The organism is Pseudomonas sp. SBB6 (assembly GCF_024213215.1).
In the GTDB taxonomy this organism is placed as follows: Bacteria; Pseudomonadota; Gammaproteobacteria; order Pseudomonadales; family Pseudomonadaceae; genus Aquipseudomonas; species Aquipseudomonas donghuensis.
Map to the genome: position 1 here is coordinate 452,863 of NZ_JANAVH010000002.1, position 26,168 is coordinate 479,030.

The window sequence follows — 26,168 nt, forward strand, 5'->3', positions numbered from 1 at the left end:
GCTAAGCTAAGGCAATGCAACTCCAACAGTGCTGGCTTCGCCGTCACTTTTCATGGTCAAACTGCCCGGAAGTCTCATGCGCAGCCGCCTGCTCCACCTCGTATCCAGCCTGCTTCTCACTGCCTCGGCGGTGGGTGTCGCCCAGGCCACCGACATCACCCAGCAACGTCAATATTACGATGAAGCCAAACGCGCCCTGGCCAAGGGCGACAAGGGCCCCTACCTGCGCTATGCCGATGCCCTGCGCGACTATCCGTTGACGCCTTACCTGGCCTACGACGAGCTGACCGCCCGGCTGAAAACCGCCAGCAACGCCGAAATCGAGAAGTTCCTCGGCGCCCACGGCGACCTGCCCCAGGCCAACTGGATGAAGCTGCGCTGGTTGCGCTGGCTGGCCGAGCGTGGTGACTGGGCGACGTTTACCAAGTACTACGATCCGAAGCTCAATTTCACTGAACTGGACTGCCTCAATGGCCAGTACCAGCTCAGCCATGGCCAGCGCGCCGAAGGCCATGCCAGCGCAGAAAAACTCTGGCTGGTCGGCAAGTCGCAACCGGCGGCCTGCGATGCCCTGTTCGAGCGCTGGGCCGCCGAAGGCCAGTTGACCGAGCAAAAGCGCTGGGAGCGCGCCAAGCTGGCGGCACAAACCCGCAACTATGCGCTGGCCAATACCCTGGTCAAAAGCCTCAACACCCTGGCACCGCAAGGCCGCCTGCTGATCGACGTGGCGCAAAAGCCCGAACTGCTCAACCAGCCCGGGCGCTTCACCCCGGTCAACGAGGCGATGGCCGACGTGGTCAGCCTGGGCCTGCGCCGCCTGGCCCGCCAGGACCCGGAGCGGGCCATGAACCTGCTCGATGACTACGCCAACCGCATGCATTTCTCCCGCGACGAGAAAGTCGCCATCGCCCGCGAGATCGGCCTGACCCTGGCCCGCCGCTACGACCCACGCGCCCTGGACCTGATGACCCGCTACGATCCGGAGCTGCGCGACAACACCGTCACCGAGTGGCGCCTGCGCCTGCTGCTGCGCCTGGGCCGCTGGGAAGATGCCTACGCGCTGACCAAGCGCCTGCCGCAAGACCTGGCCAGCAGCAACCGCTGGCGCTACTGGCAGGCGCGCAGCCTGGAGCTGGCCCAGCCGAAGGACCCGCAAATCCTGCTGCTGTACAAAACCGTGGCTCGCGAGCGTGACTTCTACGGCTTCCTGGCCGCCGACCGCTCGCAAACGCCTTACCAGCTGAGCAACAAGCCGCTGGTGCTGAGCCAGCAGGTCGTCAACAAGGTCCGCAACACCCCGGGGGTCAAGCGCGCACTGGAATTCCACGCCCGCGGCCAGATTGTCGACGGGCGCCGCGAGTGGTACCACGTCAGCCGCCACTTCAACCGTGACGAGATGGTCGCCCAGGCCAAGCTGGCCTACGACATGCGCTGGTACTTCCCGGCCATTCGCACCATCAGCCAGGCCAAGTACTGGGACGACCTGGACATCCGCTTCCCGATGGCCCACCGCGATACCCTGGTGCGTGAAGCCAAGGTACGTGGGCTGCATTCGAGCTGGGTGTTCGCCATTACCCGCCAGGAAAGCGCGTTCATGGACGACGCCCGCTCAAGCGTCGGCGCCAGCGGCCTGATGCAACTGATGCCGGCCACCGCCAAGGAGACCGCGCGCAAGTTCAGCATCCCGCTGGCCTCGCCTGCGCAGGTGTTCAACCCGGACAAGAACATCCAGCTGGGCGCCGCTTACCTGAGCCAGGTGCACAGCCAGTTCAATGGCAACCGGGTACTCGCCTCCGCCGCCTACAACGCCGGCCCCGGCCGCGTGCGCCAGTGGCTGCGCGGCGCCGACCACCTGAGTTTCGATGTCTGGGTCGAGTCGATTCCATTCGACGAGACGCGCCAGTACGTGCAGAACGTGCTGTCGTATTCGGTGATCTACGGGCAGAAGCTCAATTCGCCGCAGCCGCTGGTGGACTGGCATGAGCGGTATTTTGACGATCAGTGATCGTGCAGCCATCGCCGGCAAGGCCGGCTCCCACAATAGACTTGCATGCACCTGTGGGAGCTGGCGTTGCCAGCAATGAGGTCAGTCCAGCCAGCCTATTCGGCGTTGTCCGAATTACGACCGCTTCGCGCTCGATCGCCGGCAAGTCCGGCTCCCACAGGATTGGCAGTGCCCTCAGGGATGGTGCAACAGCTGTGGGAGCTGGCGTTGCCAGCGATGCAAGGCAAAGCCTTGCCAGTTTACTCCAGCACCGTCACCGCCATCCCCACCTCAAGCACCCCCGCGCCATCCGCCACCAGGTTCTGGCCAAACAGCACATCCCCCTCCTTCTGCCGATAGGTGCGCAAGGTCGCCAGCGGTTCGCGGTCCGGGCTGCGCTCGCCGGTCTGCGGGTCAATGGTGGTCATGATGCAACGCTCGCACGGCTTTAGTACCCGGAACTCGACCGCGCCGATGCGGATACGCTTCCAGCCATCCTCGGCAAACGCCGCACTGCCCTCCACCACCAGGTTGGGACGAAAGCGCAGCATCTCCAGTGGCCGCCCGACCTTGTCGACCAGGTCATCCAGCGACGCCTGGCCAATCAGCAGCAAGGGAAAACCGTCGGCGAACGCCACGCGGTCGCTGTTCAGACCATAACCATTGGGTAGATAACGCGTGCGTTGCTCTGGCACATGAACCAGGCGCACGTCCTTGCCGATGAACCGACTGAGCCACTGCGCGGCAGCATCGCCGGCATCCGGCACGCGAAAGGTATCGCGCCAGATAGTGATGCCGCGCAGATCGCTATCGGGCTCCGGCACGCCAACGTGCAGCGTCGGGTAGCCGGGAGCCTGAAGGGTGAGGCTGCCGTCGGCGTTGTGCAAGGCCGCCAGCTGGCTCATCTGCGGGTACATGCGCTGGGTCAGAAAGCGCCCATTGTCACGCTCCACCAGCATCCAGCGGCGGTCCCCGCTCAACCCCAGAGGGTCCAGCGAGGAGGTTTGCAGCGCCTCACCGCGCGCTGATTTGAGCGGGTATCGGTACAACGCACTCAGGCGCATCATGACCTGCCTTGTGTCGGTTAAAACCCTAGCTTATACCGACTCAGGCCGTGGCTTCATCCAGCATCAGCCGTTGGCGCACGACATCGACCAGCTTGTCGGGTTGGAACTTGGAGAGGAAGTTGTCGCAGCCGACCTTCTTCACCATCGATTCGTTGAAGCTGCCGGACAACGACGTATGCAGCACCACGTACAGCGAGCGCAGGCGCGGGTCGTTGCGGATCTCGGTGGTCAGGCGGTAGCCGTCCATTTCTGGCATTTCGGCGTCGGTAAAGACCATCAGCAGCTTCTCGCAGACATCCTCGCCAGCGTCGGCCCAACCCTTGAGCATGCGCAGGGCCTTGAGGCCATCGCTGGCCACGTGCATCTTCACCCCCAGTTGCGACAAGGTGTCACGCAACTGCGCCAGGGCCACGGTGGAGTCGTCCACCAGCAGCACTTCGCGACCGCGGGCACGGCCCAGCACCGGATCTTCGAGCTTGTCGCGCGACACCTTGGCGCTGTACGGGACAATTTCCGCCAGCACCTTCTCGACGTCGATGATTTCCACCAGTTGCTCGTCGACCTTGCTGATCGCTGTCAGGTAGTGCTGACGACCGGCACTGGTCGGCGGCGGCATGATGGCTTCCCAGTTCATGTTGACGATGCGGTCGACGCCACCGACCAGGAAGGCCTGCACCGAGCGGTTGTACTCGGTGACGATGATGGTGCTGCCCGGGCCCGGTTCCAGCGGGCGCATGCCGATGGCCTGGGACAGGTCGATCACCGGCAGGGTCTGCCCGCGCAAGTTGACCACGCCACAGACGTACGCGTGACGCTGTGGCATCAGGGTCAGCTTGGGCATCTGCAGCACTTCCTGGACCTTGAACACGTTGATCGCGAACAATTGCCGGCCCGCCAGGCGGAACATCAGGATTTCCAGGCGGTTCTCGCCCACCAGCTGCGTTCTTTGGTCTACCGTGTCGAGAATGCCAGCCATCGAAGAGCCCCCAGGTGTGTCGAAAATGATCCCAATGGCCCTGTATCGGCCGCTTGTCGCAGAGCTTGACCCCTTGAAGAAAATGCTCTGCAGCCCATTGATGTCATTTTACCATCATGCTTTACTGCGCTCACCTCTCCGCTGTCGCAAACGCCCGCAAAGGGTCGTATCGAAAACACCGCATCAGGGAATCCCCTAGTGACAATCGGGTGAGACCTGATGTTCGCAATATCCATTAGCCATTAATGTGACGCCATTCTCATTGCATGAACGGAGTCAGGCTTTTGTCAGCGATCGCCTCATGGTGGCCAGCCCCTGCTCCAGCCTTTCGCGCTGGAGCCAAATGATGGCTAACGACGCACTGCACAACAGCGCCCTGCAGGATTTCCTGATCGACGCCCAGGTGCTGCTGACCAAGGCAGAGGAATGCCTGCTGCACCTGCAACTGATCGATAACGATCCGGATGCCTGCCACTGCCTGAACGATACCCTGGCAACCCTGGTGGAGCGCGCACAGACCCTTGGCCTGGTCGAGGTCGCCGCCTACAGCCAGCAGTTGCAAGCACTGCTGGAGCCGGCACAGGCGCAACCGGCACTGCAAGGTGAAGCCCTGCAGGCCCTGGAAAGCTGCCTGACCTTGCTGGCCTGGCAACTGGAATTGATCGACCCGCACACCGGCCGCCTGAGCCTGGACACCGAGGAACAGGTGCAGTTGCTCGATACCCTGGCCATCGCCCTGAGCCCGCAAGCCGCTCTAACCTGCGCCTCCTGCATCGAGACCCAGCACCTCTGCGAACACTCTGAACCGTCCATGACTGCGCCCGCCACCGCGCATGCCAGCGCACTTTCCTCGCCAACCAGGGGCAACTAAGCGGCATAACAACAATGCCCTGGCGAAGATAACCGGCTCCCCGACGAGTGCACACTAAGGTCAAACTTAGTGTATTTTCCGGCACCTCTAATTATTCGCAAAAAAATATTCCGTTTAATTGATATCGGGCAAAATTCCATCCCCACAAACTGATGGCATAGTGCTAGATTCGAAGGCAATCGGAACCGCCGTACCAGCCCGTAAAATCTGGCTATTCAGTCAGTTATCAGAGTTCGCGACCAATTGTATTTGAAGTGATACCATGCGCGCTGATGAAGTCATGCACCTCACCTGGCACCCCCAAGACAGAGCACGCCGACTTTCATCGCCACACCCCAGCGCCGACATTTAAACGTTATTGAAGGCAATTCGACAAAAGCCTCTAGTTTGACCTTTGCAAGGCTTTCAACAGCGATATTTCAGTGGCTTCATTTCCTATGCTCTCAAGCCTCAAGACACTCAAGCGCTGGCGCCCCGGCGCCTCTCTGTTGCGCTGGGCGACCGCCCTGCTGTGCCTGGCCTCGATTGCCGTCAACCTGGCCTTGTACCTGCTTGAGCAACCGTTGCCGGGCGCGGCCCTGGCCCTGCAACTGATCGCCCTGCTGAGCATTGCCTGGCAACTGCGCCAGTGGGCGCGCTCGATTGCCCTGCGCCCGGCGGAACTTGCCGACCGGTTGCTCAAGGTGCAAGAAAGCGAACGCCAGCGCCTGAGCCGCGAACTGCACGACGATATCGGCCAGCTGCTGACCGCCGCCAAGCTTCAGGCCGACTGGCTGCAACGTCGTGCCCCGGCTGAGCTACAGGAGCACTGCAGTACTTTGCGCAGCACCCTGGATGACACCCTGGCCAATGTTCGCGATGTCTCGGCCATCCTCAACCCCCGGCAGTTGGCCAGCCTGGGGCTGGAAGCCAGCCTGCGCGCCCACCTGCTGCGCACCCTGGAGAACACCAATGTGCACTGGAGCCTGGAGTGCCGTCAGCGCCTGGGCGGTATCCCGGAAGACATGGCAATTGCCGCCTTTCGCATCACCCAGGAGGCGGTGACCAACATACTGCGCCATGCCAGGGCCAACAACCTGGTGGTTCGTATCCAGCGCCAGCCCGAAGGCCTGGCACTGTCGATCAGCGATGACGGCCTGGGCTTTCTGCCCGCCAGCAATCCGGCCGACGAAGGCCAACGCGGCATGGCCGGAATGCTCGAGCGTGCCGGCTTGCTCAATGGCACACTGTCAGTCACCAGCCAGCCCGGCCTGGGCACCCAGATCGACGCCCTGCTCCCCTGGCCTCCCCGTACCCTCGAACGCGCCAAGACAAGTAACGCCCCATGACCTGTACATTGTTGTTGGTAGATGACCACTCATTGATCCGCGCAGGTGTTCGCGCACTGGTGTCAGATATACCCGGTTATGCCGTGATCGGCGAAGCCAACGACGGCGGCCAGGTGCCCGAACTGGTCATGCAACTGGACCCGGACATCGTCTTGCTGGATATCTCCATGCGCTGCACCAGCGGCCTGGACGCCTTGAGCCGCTTGCGCGCCCTCGGCTGTCGCAGCAAGGTGTTGATTCTCTCCATGCACACCGACCCGGAGCTGATCATGCAGGCCCTGGAAAGCGGCGCCCACGGCTACCTGCTTAAAGACACCACCGCTACCGAACTTGAGCAGGCGCTGGCTGCACTGCGTGGCAACGAGCGCTACCTGAGCCCGGCGATCGCCCACACCGTGATCAACCAGGCGCTGCTGCGCGCCCAATCAGGCAAGCCGGAAGCGGCCGAAAAGCATAACCTCACCGCCCGCCAACTGGAGATCCTGCGCCTGATCGTGCGCGGCAAATCGACGCGGGAAATCGCCCAGGGCCTGGGCCTGAGCATCAAGACCGTGGAAACCCACCGCTCGCAGATCATGAAACGCCTGCAAATCTACGATGTTGCCGGCCTGGTGCTGTTTGCCGTGCGCGAGCAGATCATCAGCCTGGACGACTGAGCAGCGGTGAACCTGGCGCCAGGTGCACACGCAAGGCCGTGACACAGCACGTGCCCGCCTCCAGCCTGGCGGCCATGGCCAATGCCCAGGGCCCATTGAGCATCGAACATCGAACATCGAACATCGAACATCGAGTATCGACGCCTTTTCTGGCGCGCCTTTACTGCATCGCACTTAACGTTTCAGCAGTCATTCGTACACCATTCATACAAATATCATTGAAAGCTTCGCCGCCCAGGCGCATCATTCGACAAATATTTGGCCTTTATGGGTGGCGCCAGTGGTAAAAGTCATTTAATTGACTAATTGCGCAAAAGCCTGCCAGGTTGCCCTGTTTACTTTTGCCGCACTGCCCAGGCAGTGCCCCTGACTCGAGGCTGTGAGATGAGTGTTCTGATCCCTTGTATCATCGCTGGCGGCGCCGGCACCCGCCTGTGGCCGGTATCGCGCGAAACCATGCCCAAGCCGTTCATGCGCCTACCCGATGGCCAGAGCCTGCTGCAGAAGACCTTCGCCCGCGCCAGCCGGCTGGCCGATGTCGAGCGGGTACTGACGGTGACCAACCGCGAGGTGTTCTTCCGCACCCAGGACGAGTTCCGCCAGCTGAACAAGACCAACCTGGCCCTGGACTATATCCTTGAACCCTTTGGCCGCAACACCGCTGCCGCCATCGCCGCAGCCGCCCTGCACTGCGCCCGGCTGTATGGTGAGGACGCACAATTGCTGGTGCTGCCGGCCGATCACCTGATCAACGACCTCAGCGCCTTCGACCAGGCTGTCAGCCAGGCCCGCGCGCTGGCTAGCCACGGCTGGCTGACCACATTTGGCCTGCTGCCGACCCGCGCCGAAACCGGATTTGGCTACATCGAAAAGGGCCAGCCGCTGGACGCCCATGGCTTCAAGGTCGCCCGGTTCGTGGAAAAACCCGATGCCGATACCGCACAGCAGTACCTCGAGGGCGGCCAGCACCTGTGGAATGCCGGGATGTTCTGCATGCGCGTCGATGCCATCCTGCATGAACTGGAACAGCACACCCCGCAACTGCTGGCAGCGGTCAATCGTTGCCTGGCCCAGAGCCCCTGCAAGGAAGGCGCGCGCGAGTGCCAGGTGGAACTGGACCCGGACAGCTTTGCCCAGGTGCCGGACATTTCCATCGACTATGCGGTGATGGAGGTCTCGCAACAGGTCGCGGTACTGCCCAGCCAACTGGGCTGGAGCGATATCGGCAGTTGGGAGGCGGTGCGCGAACTCATGACCGGCGACCCTCAGGGCAACCGCTGCACCGGCGAAACCGTGCTGCACGATGTGCGTAACTGCTACATCGACTCACCACGGCGCCTGGTCGGTGCGGTGGGCCTGGATAACCTGATCATCATCGATACCCCCGACGCCCTGCTGATCGCTGACGCGGCCCGCAGCCAGGAGGTCAAGGTGATCGCCCAGCAGCTCAAGCGCCAGGGCCACGATGCCTTCCGCCTGCACCGTACGGTCAACCGCCCCTGGGGCACCTATACCGTGCTCGAGGAAGGCCCGCGGTTCAAGATCAAGCGCATCATGGTCCGCCCCGATGCCTCGCTGTCGCTGCAGATGCACCACCACCGCAGCGAGCACTGGATCGTGGTCAGCGGCATGGCCTGCGTGACCAACGGCGAAGAGGAGTTTCTGCTCGACACCAACGAATCGACCTTCATCAAGCCCGGACGGGTGCACCGCCTGACCAACCCCGGGGTGATCGATCTGGTGATGATTGAAGTACAAAGTGGCGAATACCTGGGCGAGGACGACATCGTGCGCTTTACTGATATCTATGGACGCGCCCCGGAGCCAGCCGCAAGCTGATCCCCTTGGCGCGTCCATTTTTATCTGCATGCCGTTACCCGCCTGAATACTGAGGAAAGGGGTCATGCGCATACTCTGGACACTACCCTACCTGCCCTGGCCGACCACCAGCGGCGGTAAAACCCGGCAATACCACCTGCTGCGCAACCTGGCGCAGCGCGGTCATCGCATCACCTTGCTGGTGCAGTCGAAGATCCCGCCCGGCGACGCGGCCCGACAGGCGTTGGAGCCTTTGCTCGAACGCCTGATCGTGCTCCCCAGGCGCCCCTTGCACAGCCCGCTGAACCTGCTGGCGGCGATTTACCCCAGCTACCCGATGCGCGCCAGTATCAATGGCCTGGCGCCGCACCTGCGCCACTGCTTCGAGCAATTGCTGGACGAGCCCTGGGATGTGATCCAGATCGAACACAGCTATAGCTTTCAGCCATTCGAAAAAGCCCTGCAGAGTCGGGGGCTGCCGTTCGTGCTCAGCGAACACAACATCGAATCTGTCAACGGCGCCGCCTGTCACGACCGCTTGCCACTGTGGCTGCGCCCCTTCAATGCCTTCGATCGCTGGCGTTATCGGCGCTGGGAAAACCGTGTGCTCAGCCAGGCCCATGAAGTGGTAGCGGTCAGCCCCACTGACGCCGAGCACATCAGCCAGGTGACCGGCTCTGCGGTGTCGGTGGTGATCAACGGCGTGGACTGCGCGCATTACCAGGACATCCAGCCGTCGCTGCACAGCCAGCGCCTGCTGTTTGTCGGCAACTTCGAGTATGGCGCCAACCTTGAGGCCATCGAATGGGCGCTGGAGGACATTCTGCCGCAAGTCTGGCTGAGCAACCCGGCGGTGCGCCTGGCGGTGGTCGGCCACGCCTTGCCGCCCAGCTGGAAACTGCGCTGGACCGACCCGCGGATCGAATGGATTGGTTACCTGCCTGACCTGCGCGAACTGCAACGCAACTCGGCAATCTTCTTCGCCCCGCTACGCTACGGCGGCGGCTCGAAGATCAAGGTACTGGAAGCCATGGCCGCCGGGCTGCCGGTGGTGACGACGGACAAAGGTGTGTCTGGCCTGCAGGTGACCCATGGCGAGCACTATCTGGCCAGTGACGATGGCGACCAGTTGGCCCTGATGATTACCCAACTGCTGAACCAGCCCTGGCGCCTGCGCCAGTTGTCGCAAGCGGCCCGGGAGTTTGTCTGCTGCCGGCATGACTGGAGCGTCGCCGCTGCCCAGCTGGAAAGCGTGCATGCACGCCCCAGCCTGCGCGCGCCAAGCGGTGCCACCCTGGTGGACGGCACGCTGCTCAGCCGATCAGCCAAGTAGTTCGCTCAAGGGAATGAACTGGACGATATCGCCTTTGCCCGGGGTCTGGCCCTCACGGACTTCGACCAGCCCCTCGGCCCAGGCAGCGCTGCGCAATACACCCGAACTCTGGTTTTTGTAGATCAATGCACTGCCCTGCTCCAGACGCCCGCGCAGGTACTCGCGGCGGCTTCCGGCCTTGGGCCAGTCGAATCCGGCCGGTACCGGGAACTGCAGTGGCGTGACCTCGCTGACGCCCTGGCGGCGCAGCAGGTAAGGCCGGGTCAACAAGCCGAAGGTCACCAGGGTCGAGGCCGGATTGCCAGGCAAGCCGATGACCGGCACGCCTTTGTAATGACCAAAGGTCAGCGGCTTGCCCGGCTTGATTGCCAGCTTCCACAACGACAGCTCGCCTTCTTCACGCAGCGCGATACCCAGGTAATCCGCCTCGCCCACCGAAACGCCACCGGTAGACAGAATCAGATCGACGTGCTGCAACCCGGCCAGGCATTCGCGGGTTTTCTCCAGGTCGTCAGCAAGAATGCCAGCATCGATCACTTCGCAGCCCAGGCGTTGCAGCCAGCTGCCAAGCAACCGCCGGTTGCTGTTGTAGATCTGTCCGGGACCGAGGGGCAAACCGGGCTCGACCAGCTCATCCCCGGTCGACAGCACCGCTACCTTCACCCGCCGCACCACAGTCAGTTCGGCGCAGCCCAGTGACGCGGCCAGGCCCAGCTCGATTGGCCCAAGGCGCGTACCGGCGGCCAATACCGCCTCGCCAATCCGGGTTTCCTGCCCTTGCGGGCGAATGTTCTGGCCGACGCGCAGCGGCTCGGTGAAACGCACACGCTGATCGTCCAACAGCTCGGCGTTTTCCTGCATTTCGACGCAATCGGCCCCCACAGGCAGCGGCGCCCCGGTAAAGATTCGTGCACAGGTGCCCGGCTGCAACGGCTCGGGAGTATGCCCGGCGAATATCCGCTGGCTGACCGGCAACGGCGCGCCAGTCCAGTCGGCCAGGCGCAGGGCATAGCCGTCCATGGCGCTGTTGGGCCAGGGCGGCAGGTCGAGGCTCGATACCAGCTCATGGGCCAGCACGCGGCCTTCGGCGGCGGCCAGCGCGACCTGCTCGGTGTCGTTGATTGGCGCGGCTTCGGCCAGCGCGAGCAATTTGGCCAGGGCGTCTTCGACGGGTATCAATGGCGTGTGCATGGGCGTCTCAACCACGGCTTTCGCAGGGCGCAGCCTGCTTGAGGTGGGTGACGAAGTTGCACGGGCGATGACGGGCGTCGAGTTGCTCGGCAAGGATACCGTCCCAACCGGTGCGCACGGCATTGGTCGAGCCCGGCAGGCAACACACCAGGGTGCCATTGGCCAGGCCGGCCAAGGTGCGGGACTGCACCGTGGAGGTGCCGATATCGGCCAGGGAGATATGGCGAAACAGCTCGCCGAAACCATCGACCTGCTTGTCCAGCAGGCAAGCCACGGCTTCCGGCGTGCTGTCACGCCCGGTGAAGCCGGTACCGCCAGTGATCAGCACCACCTGCACCTGCTCATCGGCGATCCAGGTCGCGACCTGAGCGCGGATCTTGTACAGATCGTCCTTGAGCAGCACCCGCGCAGCGAGGGCGTGGCCGGCCTCGGTCAGGCGGTCGACAAACACCTGGCCGGAGGTGTCGGTCTCCAGGGTGCGGGTATCGCTGACGGTCAGTACGGCAATGTTCAGCGGCACGAAAGGTACATCTGCCTTGGCTTTCATGGGACCTTGAATCCATTGATAGGAACGAATGAGCGGTGTTATATCACAGCCCTGCCCGCCTCGCGCCCGCCACCGGGTCAGGCATTGTGCCCAGTCAATAATGCTGGATTGCCGCTATGCTGCAATCTGCACGGAACTTGCGCAGGCGCCATGCGTCTCAAGAACCATTACGCACCATCCTTTACTGGAGAAACACAATGATTCAACGGACTCTTCCCGCTTTCCTGCTCGCCCTGGGTCTTGGCACCCTGGCCGGCTGCGCTTCGCCAACCGTCATTACCCTGAACGACGGTCGCGAAATCCAGGCGGTCGATACTCCGCAATACGATGAAGACTCGGGCTTCTACGAATTCGAACAGCTGGACGGCAAGCGCACCCGCATCAACAAGGACCAGGTCCGTACCGTCAAGGACCTGTGAGCTGATCGACAAGCCGCTTTCGGGGGCTTGCCGAGGAGAGAATTTTGAGTAATATTTTCTCCATCGGAGTGTAGCGCAGCCAGGTAGCGCGTCTCGTTCGGGACGAGAAGGCCGCAGGTTCGAATCCTGTCTCTCCGACCAGATTACTCAGCGAAAAGCCCGCCCTCGTGCGGGCTTTTTCGTGCCCGGCAGACGAGCAGCACTGGCCAGCATTGCACGGCGACGGCGCTACCAGCAGAATGCGCGCCTTTCGAACATTGAGGTTGATTCACATGCGTAAGACTCTTGCCGCCCTGACCCTGGGCCTGGTGTGTGCACAAGGCGCCATGGCCGGCGATGGCCAGACCGCTGTAGGCGGTGGCCTGGGTGGTGTATTGGGTAACGTGGTCGGGCAGAAGCTGGGTGGCAGCACCGGCGCGGCCATTGGTGCCGGTGTCGGTGGCGCAGCGGGCAGCGCCATGGCTGCGAAGAAAGGCAACAAGACCAAGGCGGCCATTGGTGGCGGCCTGGGTTCGGCCGGTGGCTCGCTGGTAGGCGGCAAACTGGGTGGCAGCACCGGCTCGGCGATTGGCGCAGGCTTGGGTGGTGCGGCCGGTGGTGCGCTGGGTAATAACCTGGCGGACAGTCACCGCAAGAAGCGGCACTGATCCACAACCGAGCAGCCCTCAATCGCCGGCAAGGCCGACTCCCACAGGCGTAAGCCAAATCCACCGTGGGAGCCGGCCTTGCCGGCGATGCTTTTTGAAGGCCTGAAACAAACAACCCCCTGAACAGGGGGTTGTTTGTTTCTACCGTAGCAAATGCTTACAGCGCAGGCTCAGCCTGTACCGCAGCGGCCGCTTCCGGCAGCACCGGAACGTACAGCAGGCCCAGACGCGAGCTGCTCCATTCACGGGTCTTGTTGGTCAGCTCAAGATTGTTGTTGAGCTTCTGGCCATAGGTCGGAACGATTTCCTTCAGCTTGGCCTGCCACTCAGGGGTCTTGATGCGATCCTTGAAGGTCTTTTCCAGCACGGTCAGCATGATCGGCGCAGCGGTCGAGGCACCTGGCGAGGCGCCCAGCAGCGCGGCAATGGTGCCGTCCTGGGCAGCAACGACCTCGGTACCGAACTGCAGGATGCCGCCGTGCTCAGGGTCCTTCTTGATCACCTGGACGCGTTGACCGGCCTGCAGCAGCTTCCAGTCTTCGTTCTTGGCGTTCGGGAAGTACTCGCGCAGGGCCGTCATGCGGTCATCGAAGCTCAGCATCAACTGACCCATCAGGTAGGTGCTCAGGTCGATATTGTCGATACCGGCGTGGGTCATCGGCATGATGTTGTGGGTAGTCAGCGCCGCGAACATGTCCAGCAGCGAGCCGTTCTTCAGGAACTTGGTCGAGAAGGTGGCAAACGGGCCGAACAGCAGCACTTCCTTGCCGTCGATCACGCGGGTGTCCAGGTGCGGAACCGACATCGGCGGTGCACCGACCGAAGCCTTGCCGTACAGCTTGGCCTTGTGACGGGCAACGATGTCCTGGTTGTCGGTCATCAGGAACTGGCCACCGACCGGGAAGCCGGCATAGCCGTCTGCTTCAGGGATGCCCGACTTCTGCAGCAGCTTCAGGGCGCCACCACCGGCACCGATGAAGACGAACTTGGCCTTGACGCTGCTCTCGACACCCTTGTTGGCCAGGTCAGCAACGACCACGGTCCAGGTATTGTCGGCATTGCGCACGATGTCGCGCACTTCGTGCTGGACGTGCAGCTTGACGTTGTCGTGCTTGGTCAGCGAGGCGAACAGCTGGCGGGTGATCTCGCCGAAGTTGACGTCGGTGCCGATCGGCATGCGGGTGGCGGCGATCTTCTGGTCGGCAGCACGGCCTTCCATCACGATCGGTACCCACTTCTTGATCTGCTCGTGGTCTTCGGAGTACTCCATGCCACGGAACAGCGAGCTGTGCTGCAGGGCTTCATGACGCTTCTTGAGGAACTCGACGTTCTTGTCGCCCCAGACGAAGCTCATGTGCGGCACGTTGTTGATGAACGACTTCGGGTTGCTCAGCACGTTCTGCTCGATCTGGTAGGCCCAGAACTGCTTGGAGATCTCGAACTGCTCGTTGACCCCAACGGCCTTGCTGATATCGATCTTGCCGTCGGCGCCTTCGCTGGTGTAGTTCAGCTCGCAGAAGGCGGAGTGACCGGTACCGGCGTTGTTCCAGGCGTTGGAGCTTTCTTCGGCGACCTTGTCCAGGCGCTCGTAGATGTCGATCGACCAACCGGGTTCCAGCTCATTGAGGTAGGTACCCAGGCTTGCACTCATGATGCCGCCGCCGATCAGCAGCACGTCTACGGTTTTCTCGGGCTCACTGGGCTTGGAGCAACCGATGACACTCAGGCACAGGAGCGTCAGCAGGATTTTTTTCATAGTTCAATCCAATTGAAGTGAAGTAATTGGCAATGACCGCAGGTCCCGTAGTGCACGCCCGGATTCTTGTTGTTGCTCGCGCAGTCCAAGGCTCAGCGTAGCTGGTGCTCAGGCAGTCGGCCGGATGCACAGGCAATGGATGGCGGCTGGGGTTGTTCGATGGATCGGGAACGGTCGTCACGCCAGACACGGGGCAAGGCCGCCGCTGTCAGGGTGGGTCGCCTTAAAGCAGGAAACGGGCCAACTTTCACAAGACCAACGGCTAATAGCTAGGACGAGTCGTCGCACCCCAACTTTAACGGTTTAGCTGGCGACAATCCGCCACATTGCCAGGCTGCGGACGCTGGATGTGGCGGATTTCCCCCTTCGTTGCTCAAGCACTCAGGCGTGCGGTGACTTCGCCAAGCTGCCCGGACAGCCCGTGCAAATGCTGGCCGGCCTGCTCGGTCTGCTGCACGGCCTGCTGGTTGGTGGTGGCGATGCGGGTGATTTCCACCAGGTTGCGGGAGATATCCTCGGCAACGCTGGTTTGCTCTTCGGCGGCCGTGGCAATCTGCCGGTTCATATCGCGAATGGCCTCCACCGCCACGGTGATGCGCTGCAGCATCTGCCCGGCCTGCTGCACCTGTTCGGCCCCCTCTTCACTGCGCCGCTGGCCGCTTTCGATGGCCTTGACCGCGTCCACCGCGCCGGACTGCACGGCACTGATGATCTGGTTGATTTCAGCAATGGAGGCCGCGGTGCGCTGGGCCAGGCTGCGCACTTCATCGGCGACCACGGCAAAACCGCGCCCGGCCTCCCCGGCCCGCGCCGCCTCAATGGCAGCATTGAGCGCCAACAGGTTGGTCTGCTCGGCAATACCGCGAATCACTTCCAGGACCTTGCCAATGCGCCCGCTATCGGCTTCCAGATGACGAATCACCACGGCGGTGCCGGCGATTTCCTGGTTGACCACGGCAATGGTGTCGATGGTCTGCTGCATCACCTGCTCGCCGGCCTGGGCGCTGTGATCGGCTTCATCGGCGGCACGCGCGGCATCGGCGGCATGGCGGGCGACTTCCTGGGCGGTCGCGGACATTTCATGCATCGCCGTGGCGACCTGGTCGGTACGCTGGAACTGATCGTCGGTGCCGCGCGCCATGTTGCCGGCAATACCGCGCAGGTCGCCACTGGCGCTCTCCAGCTCCCCGGCGTTGCGCTGCAGGCGGCTGAAAGTGTCGGCAAGAAAGTCGCGCAGGGTGTTGGCCGCCACCGCCAGCCGCCCCAGCTCATCCCGACGGTCACTGGCGACCCGGGCCTCGAAGCGCCCCTGGCTCAGTTGCGCGACATAGTCGATCAAGCCGCGGATCGGCTCGATCAGGCTGCGGTTGACCAGCCACAGGCTGAACAGGCCGACCAGCACGGCCGAGCCGAACATCACCAGCAGCCCCAGCCAGACGGTGCGCTCAGCCGACTGGCTGATGGCCTGGGCGCGCGCCTGGGCATCAGTGCGCAGTTGCGTGACCAGCGCGCTCATCTGTTCGCTGGCGGCGCGGTCGACGCCTTTTACCGCCTGGTCGCCGACCGCAGGATCAGCACCCGCGGCCAGAAACGCCTGACGCCCTTGCGCGTATGCCTGGCCCAACTGCCGGTGACTGTCCTTGAGCTGCTCGGCGCGAGCCTTGAGCGGCTGCTCGCTGTGCTCGATCAACTGGTCAAGGATGCCTTGTACCTGCTGCTCGCGCGCCAAAAACTGCTGCCAGTACTTGTCCAGCTCGGTGGGCTGCTTGCCGCGCAGCAGCACGTTCTTCCATTCCTGGACCTGAACCTTGAACTGCAGGTTGGCCTCATCGATCAACTGCGACGCCTGCAACGGCCCGTCGATCAATTGCCCATAGCCACGCACGCTGGAGGACAACAATTGAAAACACACCAGGGCGATCAGCAGAATCGCCAGCAGGCTGCCGCCGAGCAAGGCGAGGATTTGCACTCTGAGGGATGTACGCAACATCGGAAGAAGTCCCGAAACAAGGAATGAGGACGCGACGCACGTGGCGTCGACCCGGCAAAGACCTCCCTGTCCTTGTTCTTTGGCCGCTGACGGCAGACCAAAAAAAAGCTGCCATCGATCGATAGCAGCCAGGTTCAAGCATTACGCAACAGCTGGAGCAGATAGTCTCAAGGCATTGCTACAGAATTGTGACAGTTTGCAGGAAGCCGTCACAAATCCGTCATGGTGTTGAACTGCAACGCCGCCAGCCGCGCATACAAGGGGCTCTCGGCAATCAGCTGGCGATGACTGCCGATCGCCACCAACCGGCCCTGGTCGATCACCGCAATGCGATCAGCATGCTGCACCGTGGCCAGGCGATGGGCGATCACCAGGGTGGTGCGCCCGCTCATCAAGGTCGGCAGCGCTTGCTGGATCAGGTGCTCGCTCTGGGCATCGAGGGCGCTGGTGGCTTCATCGAGCAACAGGATCGGTGCATCCATCAGCAATGCCCGGGCAATCGCCAGGCGCTGGCGCTGACCACCCGACAATCCGAGGCCTGCATCCCCCAGATGGGTCTGATAACCCTTGGGCAGCTGCAGGATGAATTCATGGGCATGGGCACTGCGGGCCGCGGCCTGGACCTGCTCGACCGTGGCATCGGCCCGCCCGTAGCGGATGTTGTCTTCCACCGTACCAAAAAACAGCGCCGGGTTTTGCGCCACCAGGGCGAAGTGGCGGCGCAGGTCCTGGGGATCCAGGCGACTGATATCCTGGCCATCGAGCCGGATGCACCCTTGCTGCGGGTCATAAAAGCGCAGCAGCAGGTCGAACAGCGTCGACTTGCCCGCCCCCGACGGGCCGACCAGGGCCAGGGTTTCGCCGGGCTCGACCGTCAGGCTCAAGCCATCGATGGCGGGCGGCGTCGGCCGTGACGGATAGGCAAAACCCACGGACTGCAACTCGACCCGCCCGCTGACCCGCGCCGCCGTACGCTGCAGGCCTTGCGCCGGCGCAACAATCTCGCTGCGCGCCGCCAGCAGCTCGGCAATCCGCTCGGCCGCCCCTGCGGCACGCTGCAGCTCACCGATCACTTCGCTCAAGGTGCCAAAAGCACTGCCGACGATCAGGCTGTAGAACACGAAAGCGGCCAGTTCACCCCCGGAAATGCGCCCGGCGATCACATCCATGCCACCGACCCAGAGCATCACCCCGACCGCGCCAAGCACCAACACGATCACCAGGGTGATCAGCCAGGCGCGCTGGAGGATGCGCTGGCGTGCCACAGCGAAGGCCGCCTCGACCGTCGTGGCGAATCGCTGCTGGTCACTGGCCTGATGGTTGTAGGCCTGCACGGTCTTGATCTGGCCGAGGGTTTCGGCCACGTAGCTGCCGACATCGGCCACCCGGTCCTGGCTTTGCCGCGACAGGCTGCGCACCCGCCGGCCGAAGATCAGGATCGGCGCCAGCACCAGCGGCAAGGCCAGCACCACGATGCTGGTGAGCTTGGGGTTAGTGACAAACAGCAGGACGATCCCGCCCAGCACCATCAAAGCATTGCGCAGGAACAACGACAGCGACGAGCCGATCACCGACTGCAGCAAGGTGGTATCGGCGGTCAGCCGCGACTGGATTTCCGAGCTGCGGTTGTTTTCGAAAAAGCCCGGGTGCAGATCGATCAGGTGGTCGAACACCTGCTGGCGAATATCGGCCACACAACGCTCGCCAATCCAGGACACCAGGTAAAAGCGGCTGAAGGTGCCGATCGCCAGGGCCAGCACCAATAGCAGGAACAGGCCGATGGACTGATTGAGCAGGTGCGGCGAGCGGGTCATGAAGCCCTGGTCGACCAACAGGCGGATGCCCTGGCCCATGGACAGGGTAATCGCGGCGGTGACTATCAGCGCCAGCAAGGCCAGCAGCACCTGCTTGCGGTAAGGACGGATGAAACGCCACCCCAGGCGCATGGCCTGGCGCTGGCGGGGAGAAAACCGGTTGAGCATGGAGTACGCCGTTTGTCTGCTGTTTGCGCCAGCCTACACCGGACCGCTCGTCCAGCGCCAAGGAACTCCCGGTAATGGCAGGCGTCGGCACCAGAACCTGGGCATATAAGACCCAGGGCGCAGCGGGCTAGACCGTTTCGGTCTAAAGTACCACTGGAGGTTTACTCACCTTTCTGGTGGAGTGGACAGGTCGCGCAGTGATAAACAAGAGAGCTGTCACAGGCCGGTCACGAGGCGATTCTAGTCTGAGCTTGCAACCTGATGAGGAGACAGGAAATGAGCTTGCAACAAGGCAATACCCAGGAAAAACCCGTGTCTAACCCGCAGGCATCGGTAGGCGGCACGATCATCGACAAGGATGGTAAAGAAATTATCATCACCGAAGAGATGATCCAGCATGCCTGCGAGGAGCTGGAAAAAAGCCGGGTAGAACTCGCCAAGAAAGACTGACCCACCCGAATTCTTCAACCCGGCGCACGCGCCGGGTTTTTATTGCTCGCGATTCAGACCAGCACTGCGCCCAGGGCGCGGACCAGCTGCGCCAACTGCGGTGCCTCGCCGTGCAAGCGCACGGCCAGGCCTTCGATCTCGCGACGCGGCGGGTAGTGTTTGCGCAGGCGGTCGAAGGCGGCCTTCTGCTGAGCCGGGTCGCGGCTCAAACTACGGCGAAAATCGGCATCGTCGCGGCGCGGGTCATACACTGCCCGGCACAGGGTGGCCAGGGCCCAGGCCGGATCGGTCTCGGCCTGCAAGGCGATTTCGGCCAGCCACGGCTGCGGTAGCAGGTCGGCCAGTTGCACCCGCTCAGGCTCGCCGCGCCAAGCGCAGAACGCCTGATAGATCTGCGCCGTGCCGCGTTGCTTGCCGTCCAGGCTGTAGCCGGCAATATGCGGGGTGGCAATCACGCAGAGGTCGGCCAGGGCCAGGTCGACCTGGGGCTCGCCTTCCCAGACATCGAGTACCGCCTGGAGGTCATCGCGCTCGCGCAGCAGTTGGCGCAGCGCCTGATTGTCCACTACCGGGCCACGGCTGGCGTTGATCAGCCAGGCCCCCGGGCGCAGGCGCGCCAATTGCTGCTGGCCCAGCAAGTGCCAGGTGGGTTGCTCGCCGCCGTGGGTCAGCGGGGTGTGCAGGCTGATCACATCGCACTGTTCAAGCACCTGCTCCAGGCTCACGTAGTCGCCGCCTTCGCGCGCCTGACGCGGCGGATCACACACCAGCACCTGCCAGCCCAGGCCACGCAGCACCTCGACCAGGCGCCCACCGACTTCACCGGCCCCCACCACCCCATAGGTACGCGCAGGCAAGCTGGCGCCGTCGAGTTCGGCCAGGGTCAGCAGGCTGCCAAGCACATAATCGACCACCCCACGGGCGTTGCAGCCCGGCGCGCTGGACCAGTGAATACCGGCCTCGGCGAAGTAATCCAGGGCCAGGTGATCGGTGCCGATGGTGCAGGTGCCGACAAACTTCACCTGGCTGCCGTCGAGCAAGGCCCGGTCGACCTGGGTCACCGAACGCACCAGCAGCACGTCGGCGTCCTTCACGCAGGCGGCATCGATAGCGCGCCCGGGATAACGGCGGATCTCGCCGAAGCCGGCAAAGAAGGCATCGAGCAGCGGGATATTCTCGTCAGCAACAATCAGCATGGCGCTCTCCTATCGGGGTGCGCAGTGTAGGCCGAGACGGGTGGACTGATCCACAGGCAGGCAAGGTTTCCTGACTGCCGCGTCAAGGCGTAGACTAGCCGGCTTTGCCCATCTTTTATGTGGACGCCTGCCTTGTGACACCGATGACCGCCGATACCCAAACCCCCTCCCTGTCGCGCCCGGCGCGGGTCCGCACCGAGCTGCGCGGCCTGCTGATGCTGGCCACGCCAATCATCATTGCCCAGTTGGCGACCACCGCCATGGGCTTTGTCGATGCGGTGATGGCTGGCCGGGTCAGCCCGCGCGACCTGGCAGCAGTGGCCCTGGGCAACTCGATCTGGATCCCGGTGTACCTGCTGATGACCGGCACCCTGCTGGCGACCACGCCCAAGGTTGCCCAGCGCTATGGCGCCGGCCAGCATGCCGAGATCGGCCCGCTGGTGCGTCAGGCGTTGTGGCTGGCGCTGAGCGTTGGCCTGATTGCCAGCGGCCTGTTGCTCAGCGCCGAACCGATCCTGCTGGTGATGAAAGTCGACCCGCAACTGGTAGCGCCGAGCATGGGCTATTTGCAAGGCATCGCCTTCGGCTTCCCCGGCGTCGCCCTTTATTACGTGCTGCGCTGCTATAGCGATGCCCTGGGCCGGACCCGGCCAAGCATGGTCATCGGCCTGTCCGGCCTGCTGCTGAACATTCCGCTGAACTATGTGCTGATCTACGGCCATCTGGGCCTGCCGGCCCTGGGCGGTGTCGGTTGCGGCTGGGCCAGTGGCATTGTCATGTGGTTCATGGCCCTGAGCATGGCCGCCTGGACCCGCTGGGCCCCGGCCTATGCCATGAGCCGGGTGCTGGTGCGTGTCGACAAGCCGCAATGGCCGGTGATCAAGCGCCTGGTCGGGGTCGGCCTGCCGATCGGCATCGCGGTGTTCGCCGAGTCGAGCATCTTCGCGGTGATTGCCCTGCTGATCGGCAGCCTCGGCCCGACCGTGGTCGCCGGGCACCAGATTGCCCTGAACATCAGCTCGCTGCTGTTCATGATTCCGTATTCGCTGGGGATGGCGGTGACCGTACGGGTCGGTCAGGCCATCGGCGCCGGGTTGCCACGCCAGGCGCGCTTCGCCGCCCTGGTCGGCCTGGGCGCGGCGCTGGTGTTCGCCTGCTTCTCGGCCAGCTTGATCCTGCTGATGCGCGAGCCGATCGCCTCGATCTACACCCCGGATACGGCAGTGATCCAGATTGCCGCGATGCTGATCGTGTATGCCGCGCTGTATCAGTTCTCCGACGCCATCCAGGTGATCGCTGCCGGCGCCCTGCGCGGCTACCAGGACACCCGGGTAACCATGATCCTGACCCTGTTCGCCTACTGGGGGATCGGCTTGCCGGTGGGTTATGTGCTGGGCCTGACCGACCTGTTCGGCCCGGCCAGCGGCCCTAACGGCTTGTGGGAAGGCCTGATTGCCGGGCTTACCTGCGCGGCGCTGATGCTGGCGATTCGCTTGGCGCGCAGCAGTGCCAAGCACATTCGCCGCGCCGAAAAGCGTTAGTCGAGCTTCTTGCGGATCCAGTACAGGTAGGTGCCCGCCTCTTCCTGCTGCTGGACCAGCTCGTGGTCCAGGAACACACAGAACTTGGGGATATCGCGACGGGTCGAGGGATCGGTGGCGATCACCTTGAGCAGGCCACCGGGGGCCAGGTCGCGAATGTGCTGGTGCAGCATCATCACCGGCTCCGGGCAGTTCAGGCCGGTGGCGTCGAGGATGGCATCTGGGGTGAAGTCAGTCATGTAGAACTCCGGAAACAATCAGCTATTGTCGCTCAAGCCACTGGCAAGGTCATCCTGTAGGAGCGGGCTTGCCCCGCGATAGCGGTTATCGCGGGTCAAGCCCGCTCCCACAGCCTCACCGCGGTTTCAGATCCAGGCGGCGCAAGTGGCAGGTCACTTCTTCGCGGTCGTGATACAGCTGCTTGCAGCCAATCGACACCTTGACCTTGCGCGCCTTGAAGCCTTCCTCGATGCGTTCGAGCAAGCGCCGCACTTCGGCATAACGCTGCTTCATCGGCAACTTGAGGTTGACCACCGCCTCCCGGCACAGGCCTTCGCCCAGCCAGGTTTCCAGCAAGGCGGCACTGCGCGCCGGCTTCTCGACGATATCGCAGACCATCCAGTCCACGGTCTGCTTGGGCTTGTAGGTAAAGCCGTCGGCCATCAGGTGCTGGACCAGGCCGGTGTCCATCAGGCTTTCGGCCATGGGGCCGTTGTCGATGGCGGTCACCAGCATGCCGCGCTTGACCAGTTGATAGGTCCAGCCACCCGGCGCCGCGCCGAGGTCGACCCCGGTCATGTCATCGGACAGCCGCGCATCCCACTGCTCGCGCGGGATGAAGTGGTGCCAGGCCTCTTCCAGCTTCAGGGTCGAACGGCTCGGTGCTTCGCGGGGGAATTTCAGGCGCGGAATGCCCATCGGCCACATCGCCGAGTTGTCCGCCGCCGCCAGGCCGACAAACACCCGCCGGCCGCTGACGAAGGTCAGCAGCAAACGTGGCTTGTGCGCATCCTCAACCAGGCGCCCGGCCTTGCTCAGGGCTTTGCGCAGCGGCACTTCGAACTTGCGGCAAAAGGTCGAAAGCTCCTTGCCGTCGTTGGTGTCCATCACCTCCAGCCACAGGCTGCCGCACTGCGGATAATCAGCCAGGGCTTCGAGCAGTACGCTGATGCGATCGGTTTCCGGCAGCTCGATGAACGCGCCGCGGGCCCATTGCCGGGGGAAGATCAGCTGGGCAAAACGCAGCTCGCGCATCATTTGCTCGGCACCTTCGGCGTCGTTGCAGATGAACTCGGCGCAGGCGCTCTGCGGCTTGGCCTTGGCGTAGCCGGCGACGTTCAGGCGCGCAGCGTGCTCGGCGATTTCGGCACAGACTTCACTTTCGAAACCGGGCCGGCAATGCATAAACAGGGTATTCATCTTCACTCCAGGACGGATGGCGCCCAATCACGCCAACCCTGACCGGGCGCAATACGCAGCGCCGGTAAATCGGCGAATGATAAAGGAAGTTCGGAACCTGCGACACTTCCTGCCGGTCCAGTACATGGTCAGGTCCGCCAAACAGGGCTAACCTGACCGTTCAGCCAGGTCCGTGCCGTGCGGACCGTCACAGAGGCGGTGAACCGGCGACAGCAGGGAAGATTGCCGTTCACCGGCGCAGAAGGAGTTGGTAATGCCCTCGCTCGATAGCCTGAAAACCCTCAAGACCCTGACGGTCGATGATCGTCTCTACCACTATTACAGCCTGCCCGACGCCGCTCGCACCCTCGGCGACCTGCAGCGCCTGCCGATGTCGCTGAAAGTGCTGCTGGAAAACCTGCTGCGCTGGGAAGACGGCAAGACCGTCACCAGCGGCGACCTTTCGGCGCTGGCCAACTGGCTCAAGGAGCGGCGCTCCGACCGCGAAATCCAGTACCGCCCGGCACGGGTGCTGATGCAGGACTTCACTGGCGTTCCGGCGGTGGTCGACCTGGCGGCCATGCGCGCGGCCATGGCCAAGGCCGGCGGCGACCCACAGCGGATCAACCCGTTGTCGCCGGTCGACCTGGTCATCGACCACTCGGTGATGGTCGACCGCTACGCCAGCCCGCAGGCTTTTGCCCAGAACGTCGACATCGAAATGCAGCGCAACGGTGAACGCTATGCTTTTCTGCGCTGGGGCCAGAACGCCTTCGACAACTTCAGCGTGGTGCCGCCGGGCACCGGCATCTGCCACCAGGTCAACCTTGAGTACCTGGGCCGCACCGTCTGGACCCGTGAAGAGGACGGGCGCACCTACGCCTTCCCCGACACCCTGGTCGGCACCGATTCGCACACCACCATGATCAACGGCCTGGGCGTGCTGGGCTGGGGCGTGGGCGGTATCGAGGCCGAGGCGGCGATGCTCGGCCAGCCAGTGTCGATGCTGATCCCGGAAGTGATCGGCTTCAAGCTGACCGGCAAGCTGCGTGAAGGCATCACCGCCACCGACCTGGTGCTGACCGTCACGCAGATGCTGCGCAAGAAAGGCGTGGTCGGCAAATTCGTCGAGTTCTACGGCGACGGCCTGGCCGACCTGCCCCTGGCGGACCGCGCCACCATCGCCAACATGGCGCCGGAGTACGGCGCCACCTGCGGCTTCTTCCCGGTCGACCAGATTACCCTCGACTACCTGCGCCTGTCGGGCCGCCCTGAAGCCACGGTGAAACTGGTCGAGGCCTACTGCAAGGCCCAGGGCCTGTGGCGCCTGCCCGGCCAGGAGCCGGTATTCACCGACGCCCTGGCCCTGGACTTGAATGAAGTCGAAGCGAGCCTGGCCGGGCCCAAGCGCCCGCAAGACCGCGTGGCCCTGCGCAATGTCAGCCAGGCCTTCGATGACTTCATCGGCCTGCAACTCAAGCCGTCGAGCAAGGAAGAAGGCCGCCTGGAAAGCGAGGGCGGTGGCGGCGTGGCGGTGGGCAATGCCGACCAGGCCGGCGAAGTCAGCTATGAGCATCAAGGCCAGCAACACCTGCTCAGAAACGGCGCGGTAGTGATCGCTGCGATCACCTCCTGCACCAACACCTCCAACCCCAGCGTGATGATGGCCGCAGGCCTGGTGGCGAAAAAAGCGATCGAGAAAGGCCTGCAGCGCAAACCCTGGGTCAAGAGCTCCCTGGCCCCCGGCTCCAAAGTGGTGACCGACTACTACAAGGCCGCCGGCCTGACCCAGTACCTCGACGCCCTGGGCTTCGACCTGGTCGGCTATGGCTGCACCACCTGCATCGGCAACTCCGGCCCGCTGGACGAAGCCATCGAGAGAGCCATCACCAGCGCCGACCTTACCGTCGCCTCGGTGCTCTCGGGCAACCGCAACTTCGAAGGCCGCGTGCACCCGCTGGTGAAAACCAACTGGCTGGCCTCGCCGCCGCTGGTGGTCGCCTACGCCCTGGCCGGCACCGTGCGCATCGATATCAGCCGTGACCCGCTGGGCATCGGCAAGGATGGCCAGCCGGTGTACCTGCGCGACATCTGGCCAAGCCAACGGGAAATCGCCGATGCCGTGGCCAGCGTCGATACTGCAATGTTCCACAAGGAGTATGCCGAGGTGTTCGCCGGCGACGCCCAGTGGCAAGCCATTGAAGTGCCGCAGGCGGCCACCTATGTATGGCAGGACGATTCCACCTACATCCAGCATCCACCGTTTTTCGATGCCATTACCGGGCCACTGCCGGTGATCGAGGATATCCACGGCGCCCGGGTGCTGGCCCTGCTCGGCGACTCGGTGACCACCGACCACATCTCCCCGGCCGGCAACATCAAGGCCGACAGCCCGGCCGGACACTACCTGCGCGACAAGGGCGTAGAGCCCCGCGACTTCAACTCCTACGGCTCACGGCGCGGCAACCATGAAGTGATGATGCGCGGCACCTTCGCCAATATCCGCATCCGCAACGAAATGCTCGGCGGAGAAGAAGGTGGCAACACCCTGTACGTGCCCACTGGCGAGAAACTGGCGATCTACGACGCGGCCATGCGCTACCAGGCCGATGGCACGCCCCTGGTGGTGATTGCCGGGCAGGAGTACGGCACCGGCTCCAGCCGCGACTGGGCCGCCAAGGGCACCAACCTGCTGGGGGTCAAGGCGGTGCTGGCAGAGAGCTTCGAACGCATCCACCGCTCCAACCTGGTGGGCATGGGCGTGTTGCCGCTGCAGTTCAAGCCCGGGCAGAACCGCAAGAGCCTGGCGCTGGATGGCCGCGAGCGTATCGACATCCTCGGCCTGAGCCATGCCCAGGTGCAACCGCACATGACCCTGAACCTGAAGATCAGCCGCGAGGATGGTCGCCAGGAACAGATCGAAGTGCTGTGCCGGATCGACACCCTCAACGAAGTGGAGTACTTCAAGGCCGGCGGCATCCTTCACTATGTGCTGCGGCAATTGATCGCAGCCTGAAG

General features: G+C 63.4%; 21 protein-coding genes and 1 tRNA gene. 12 read left to right on the forward strand and 10 right to left on the reverse strand.

Going from position 1 to position 26,168, the window contains the following annotated elements:
• The first annotated feature begins 76 nt into the window (after window positions 1–76).
• Window positions 77–2,005, forward strand: coding sequence for a transglycosylase SLT domain-containing protein (locus NLX68_RS05350; protein WP_254283154.1), 1,929 nt, complete (start codon window positions 77–79; stop codon window positions 2,003–2,005).
• Window positions 2,006–2,244: 239 nt separating this feature from the next.
• On the opposite strand, the gene NLX68_RS05355 is transcribed toward NLX68_RS05350, so the two are convergent.
• A complete protein-coding gene (locus tag NLX68_RS05355; RefSeq protein ID WP_254283157.1) occupies window positions 2,245–3,051 on the reverse strand; it encodes an MOSC domain-containing protein in 807 nt (268 codons plus the stop codon).
• Between the two features lie 40 nt (window positions 3,052–3,091).
• A complete protein-coding gene (locus NLX68_RS05360; RefSeq protein WP_254283159.1) occupies window positions 3,092–4,027 on the reverse strand; it encodes a chemotaxis protein CheV in 936 nt (311 codons plus the stop codon).
• A 346-nt stretch (window positions 4,028–4,373) separates the two neighbouring features.
• On the opposite strand from NLX68_RS05360, the gene NLX68_RS05365 reads away from it, so the two are divergent.
• The 5 genes from NLX68_RS05365 to NLX68_RS05385 all read left to right on the forward strand — a co-directional run bounded on the left by NLX68_RS05365 (window position 4,374) and on the right by NLX68_RS05385 (window position 10,033).
• Window positions 4,374–4,898, forward strand: coding sequence for a histidine kinase (locus tag NLX68_RS05365; protein WP_254283161.1), 525 nt, complete (start codon window positions 4,374–4,376; stop codon window positions 4,896–4,898).
• A 437-nt stretch (window positions 4,899–5,335) separates the two neighbouring features.
• On the forward strand, window positions 5,336–6,226 hold the full coding sequence (locus NLX68_RS05370) for a sensor histidine kinase (protein WP_254283320.1): 891 nt from the start codon (window positions 5,336–5,338) through the stop codon (window positions 6,224–6,226).
• Window positions 6,223–6,882 (forward strand): response regulator transcription factor, encoded by a 660-nt coding sequence (locus tag NLX68_RS05375; RefSeq protein WP_010223364.1) that lies wholly within the window; start codon window positions 6,223–6,225, stop codon window positions 6,880–6,882. Before NLX68_RS05370 ends, NLX68_RS05375 begins: the two co-directional genes overlap by 4 nt.
• 384 nt (window positions 6,883–7,266) lie before the next feature.
• Window positions 7,267–8,721, forward strand: a complete 1,455-nt coding sequence (locus NLX68_RS05380) for a mannose-1-phosphate guanylyltransferase/mannose-6-phosphate isomerase (protein ID WP_254283163.1) — start codon at window positions 7,267–7,269, stop codon at window positions 8,719–8,721.
• Window positions 8,722–8,785: 64 nt separating this feature from the next.
• Complete coding sequence (locus NLX68_RS05385; RefSeq protein WP_254283165.1) at window positions 8,786–10,033, forward strand: glycosyltransferase family 4 protein; 1,248 nt, start codon at window positions 8,786–8,788, stop codon at window positions 10,031–10,033.
• On the opposite strand, the gene glp is transcribed toward NLX68_RS05385, so the two are convergent.
• Complete coding sequence (gene glp / locus NLX68_RS05390; protein WP_254283166.1) at window positions 10,022–11,224, reverse strand: gephyrin-like molybdotransferase Glp; 1,203 nt, start codon at window positions 11,222–11,224, stop codon at window positions 10,022–10,024. The two genes, NLX68_RS05385 and glp, sit on opposite strands and share 12 nt — an antisense overlap.
• Before the next feature lie 7 nt (window positions 11,225–11,231).
• Complete coding sequence (gene moaB / locus NLX68_RS05395; RefSeq protein ID WP_254283167.1) at window positions 11,232–11,771, reverse strand: molybdenum cofactor biosynthesis protein B; 540 nt, start codon at window positions 11,769–11,771, stop codon at window positions 11,232–11,234.
• A 197-nt stretch (window positions 11,772–11,968) separates the two neighbouring features.
• Between moaB and NLX68_RS05400 the strand changes: the two genes are divergently transcribed.
• From NLX68_RS05400 to NLX68_RS05410, 3 genes are all read left to right on the forward strand, one after another.
• Entirely contained in the window at window positions 11,969–12,190 is a 222-nt protein-coding gene (locus NLX68_RS05400) for a YgdI/YgdR family lipoprotein (protein ID WP_010223359.1), read from the forward strand.
• A 64-nt stretch (window positions 12,191–12,254) separates the two neighbouring features.
• Window positions 12,255–12,331: transfer RNA gene (locus NLX68_RS05405), tRNA-Pro, on the forward strand.
• 131 nt (window positions 12,332–12,462) lie between these two features.
• Window positions 12,463–12,837 (forward strand): bacteriocin, encoded by a 375-nt coding sequence (locus NLX68_RS05410; protein WP_254283168.1) that lies wholly within the window; start codon window positions 12,463–12,465, stop codon window positions 12,835–12,837.
• A gap of 157 nt (window positions 12,838–12,994) precedes the next feature.
• Here the strand turns inward: NLX68_RS05410 and mqo are convergent, their stop codons facing one another.
• The 3 genes from mqo to NLX68_RS05425 form a co-directional block, all read right to left on the reverse strand.
• Complete coding sequence (gene mqo, locus NLX68_RS05415; protein ID WP_254283170.1) at window positions 12,995–14,593, reverse strand: malate dehydrogenase (quinone); 1,599 nt, start codon at window positions 14,591–14,593, stop codon at window positions 12,995–12,997.
• 373 nt (window positions 14,594–14,966) lie between these two features.
• Window positions 14,967–16,583: a methyl-accepting chemotaxis protein gene (locus NLX68_RS05420; protein WP_254283172.1), complete on the reverse strand. Its 1,617-nt coding sequence runs from the start codon at window positions 16,581–16,583 to the stop codon at window positions 14,967–14,969.
• Window positions 16,584–16,792: 209 nt separating this feature from the next.
• Window positions 16,793–18,565 carry an ABC transporter transmembrane domain-containing protein gene (locus NLX68_RS05425; protein WP_254283174.1) on the reverse strand — a complete coding sequence of 591 codons (1,773 nt, stop codon included), beginning with the start codon at window positions 18,563–18,565 and terminating at the stop codon, window positions 16,793–16,795.
• 276 nt (window positions 18,566–18,841) lie between these two features.
• Here NLX68_RS05425 and NLX68_RS05430 point away from each other — a divergent pair, with 276 nt between their 5' ends.
• On the forward strand, window positions 18,842–19,015 hold the full coding sequence (locus NLX68_RS05430) for a PA1571 family protein (protein ID WP_254283176.1): 174 nt from the start codon (window positions 18,842–18,844) through the stop codon (window positions 19,013–19,015).
• Between the two features lie 53 nt (window positions 19,016–19,068).
• On the opposite strand, the gene pdxB is transcribed toward NLX68_RS05430, so the two are convergent.
• The gene (gene pdxB, locus NLX68_RS05435) at window positions 19,069–20,211 is read right to left on the reverse strand and encodes a 4-phosphoerythronate dehydrogenase PdxB (RefSeq protein ID WP_254283178.1); all 1,143 of its coding nucleotides are present in this window, start codon (window positions 20,209–20,211) and stop codon (window positions 19,069–19,071) included.
• 143 nt (window positions 20,212–20,354) lie between these two features.
• On the opposite strand from pdxB, the gene NLX68_RS05440 reads away from it, so the two are divergent.
• Entirely contained in the window at window positions 20,355–21,752 is a 1,398-nt protein-coding gene (locus NLX68_RS05440; protein ID WP_254283180.1) for an MATE family efflux transporter, read from the forward strand.
• Here NLX68_RS05440 and tusA read toward each other — a convergent pair.
• Both tusA and rlmM read right to left on the reverse strand, forming a co-directional pair.
• The gene (gene tusA, locus NLX68_RS05445) at window positions 21,749–21,991 is read right to left on the reverse strand and encodes a sulfurtransferase TusA (protein ID WP_254283182.1); all 243 of its coding nucleotides are present in this window, start codon (window positions 21,989–21,991) and stop codon (window positions 21,749–21,751) included. The two genes, NLX68_RS05440 and tusA, sit on opposite strands and share 4 nt — an antisense overlap.
• Before the next feature lie 115 nt (window positions 21,992–22,106).
• Window positions 22,107–23,171, reverse strand: coding sequence for a 23S rRNA (cytidine(2498)-2'-O)-methyltransferase RlmM (gene rlmM, locus NLX68_RS05450; RefSeq protein ID WP_254283184.1), 1,065 nt, complete (start codon window positions 23,169–23,171; stop codon window positions 22,107–22,109).
• Window positions 23,172–23,424: 253 nt separating this feature from the next.
• Between rlmM and acnA the strand changes: the two genes are divergently transcribed.
• Window positions 23,425–26,166 (forward strand): aconitate hydratase AcnA, encoded by a 2,742-nt coding sequence (acnA, locus tag NLX68_RS05455; protein WP_254283185.1) that lies wholly within the window; start codon window positions 23,425–23,427, stop codon window positions 26,164–26,166.
• Window positions 26,167–26,168 lie beyond the last annotated feature (2 nt).

What these genes read in the sequence shown, in the direction of transcription:
- pdxB (WP_254283178.1), bottom strand. Translation starts at nt 20,211, where the DNA reads ATGCTGATTGTTGCTGACGAGAATATCCCGCTGCTCGATGCCTTCTTT.
- glp (WP_254283166.1), bottom strand. Translation starts at nt 11,224, where the DNA reads ATGCACACGCCATTGATACCCGTCGAAGACGCCCTGGCCAAATTGCTC.
- rlmM (WP_254283184.1), bottom strand. Translation starts at nt 23,171, where the DNA reads ATGAATACCCTGTTTATGCATTGCCGGCCCGGTTTCGAAAGTGAAGTC.
- NLX68_RS05380 (WP_254283163.1), top strand. Translation starts at nt 7,267, where the DNA reads ATGAGTGTTCTGATCCCTTGTATCATCGCTGGCGGCGCCGGCACCCGC.
- NLX68_RS05355 (WP_254283157.1), bottom strand. Translation starts at nt 3,051, where the DNA reads ATGATGCGCCTGAGTGCGTTGTACCGATACCCGCTCAAATCAGCGCGC.
- NLX68_RS05365 (WP_254283161.1), top strand. Translation starts at nt 4,374, where the DNA reads ATGGCTAACGACGCACTGCACAACAGCGCCCTGCAGGATTTCCTGATC.
- NLX68_RS05370 (WP_254283320.1), top strand. Translation starts at nt 5,336, where the DNA reads ATGCTCTCAAGCCTCAAGACACTCAAGCGCTGGCGCCCCGGCGCCTCT.
- NLX68_RS05375 (WP_010223364.1), top strand. Translation starts at nt 6,223, where the DNA reads ATGACCTGTACATTGTTGTTGGTAGATGACCACTCATTGATCCGCGCA.
- NLX68_RS05410 (WP_254283168.1), top strand. Translation starts at nt 12,463, where the DNA reads ATGCGTAAGACTCTTGCCGCCCTGACCCTGGGCCTGGTGTGTGCACAA.
- tusA (WP_254283182.1), bottom strand. Translation starts at nt 21,991, where the DNA reads ATGACTGACTTCACCCCAGATGCCATCCTCGACGCCACCGGCCTGAAC.
- moaB (WP_254283167.1), bottom strand. Translation starts at nt 11,771, where the DNA reads ATGAAAGCCAAGGCAGATGTACCTTTCGTGCCGCTGAACATTGCCGTA.
- acnA (WP_254283185.1), top strand. Translation starts at nt 23,425, where the DNA reads ATGCCCTCGCTCGATAGCCTGAAAACCCTCAAGACCCTGACGGTCGAT.
- NLX68_RS05430 (WP_254283176.1), top strand. Translation starts at nt 18,842, where the DNA reads ATGAGCTTGCAACAAGGCAATACCCAGGAAAAACCCGTGTCTAACCCG.
- NLX68_RS05420 (WP_254283172.1), bottom strand. Translation starts at nt 16,583, where the DNA reads ATGTTGCGTACATCCCTCAGAGTGCAAATCCTCGCCTTGCTCGGCGGC.
- NLX68_RS05400 (WP_010223359.1), top strand. Translation starts at nt 11,969, where the DNA reads ATGATTCAACGGACTCTTCCCGCTTTCCTGCTCGCCCTGGGTCTTGGC.
- NLX68_RS05360 (WP_254283159.1), bottom strand. Translation starts at nt 4,027, where the DNA reads ATGGCTGGCATTCTCGACACGGTAGACCAAAGAACGCAGCTGGTGGGC.
- NLX68_RS05350 (WP_254283154.1), top strand. Translation starts at nt 77, where the DNA reads ATGCGCAGCCGCCTGCTCCACCTCGTATCCAGCCTGCTTCTCACTGCC.
- NLX68_RS05385 (WP_254283165.1), top strand. Translation starts at nt 8,786, where the DNA reads ATGCGCATACTCTGGACACTACCCTACCTGCCCTGGCCGACCACCAGC.
- mqo (WP_254283170.1), bottom strand. Translation starts at nt 14,593, where the DNA reads ATGAAAAAAATCCTGCTGACGCTCCTGTGCCTGAGTGTCATCGGTTGC.
- NLX68_RS05425 (WP_254283174.1), bottom strand. Translation starts at nt 18,565, where the DNA reads ATGCTCAACCGGTTTTCTCCCCGCCAGCGCCAGGCCATGCGCCTGGGG.
- NLX68_RS05440 (WP_254283180.1), top strand. Translation starts at nt 20,355, where the DNA reads ATGACCGCCGATACCCAAACCCCCTCCCTGTCGCGCCCGGCGCGGGTC.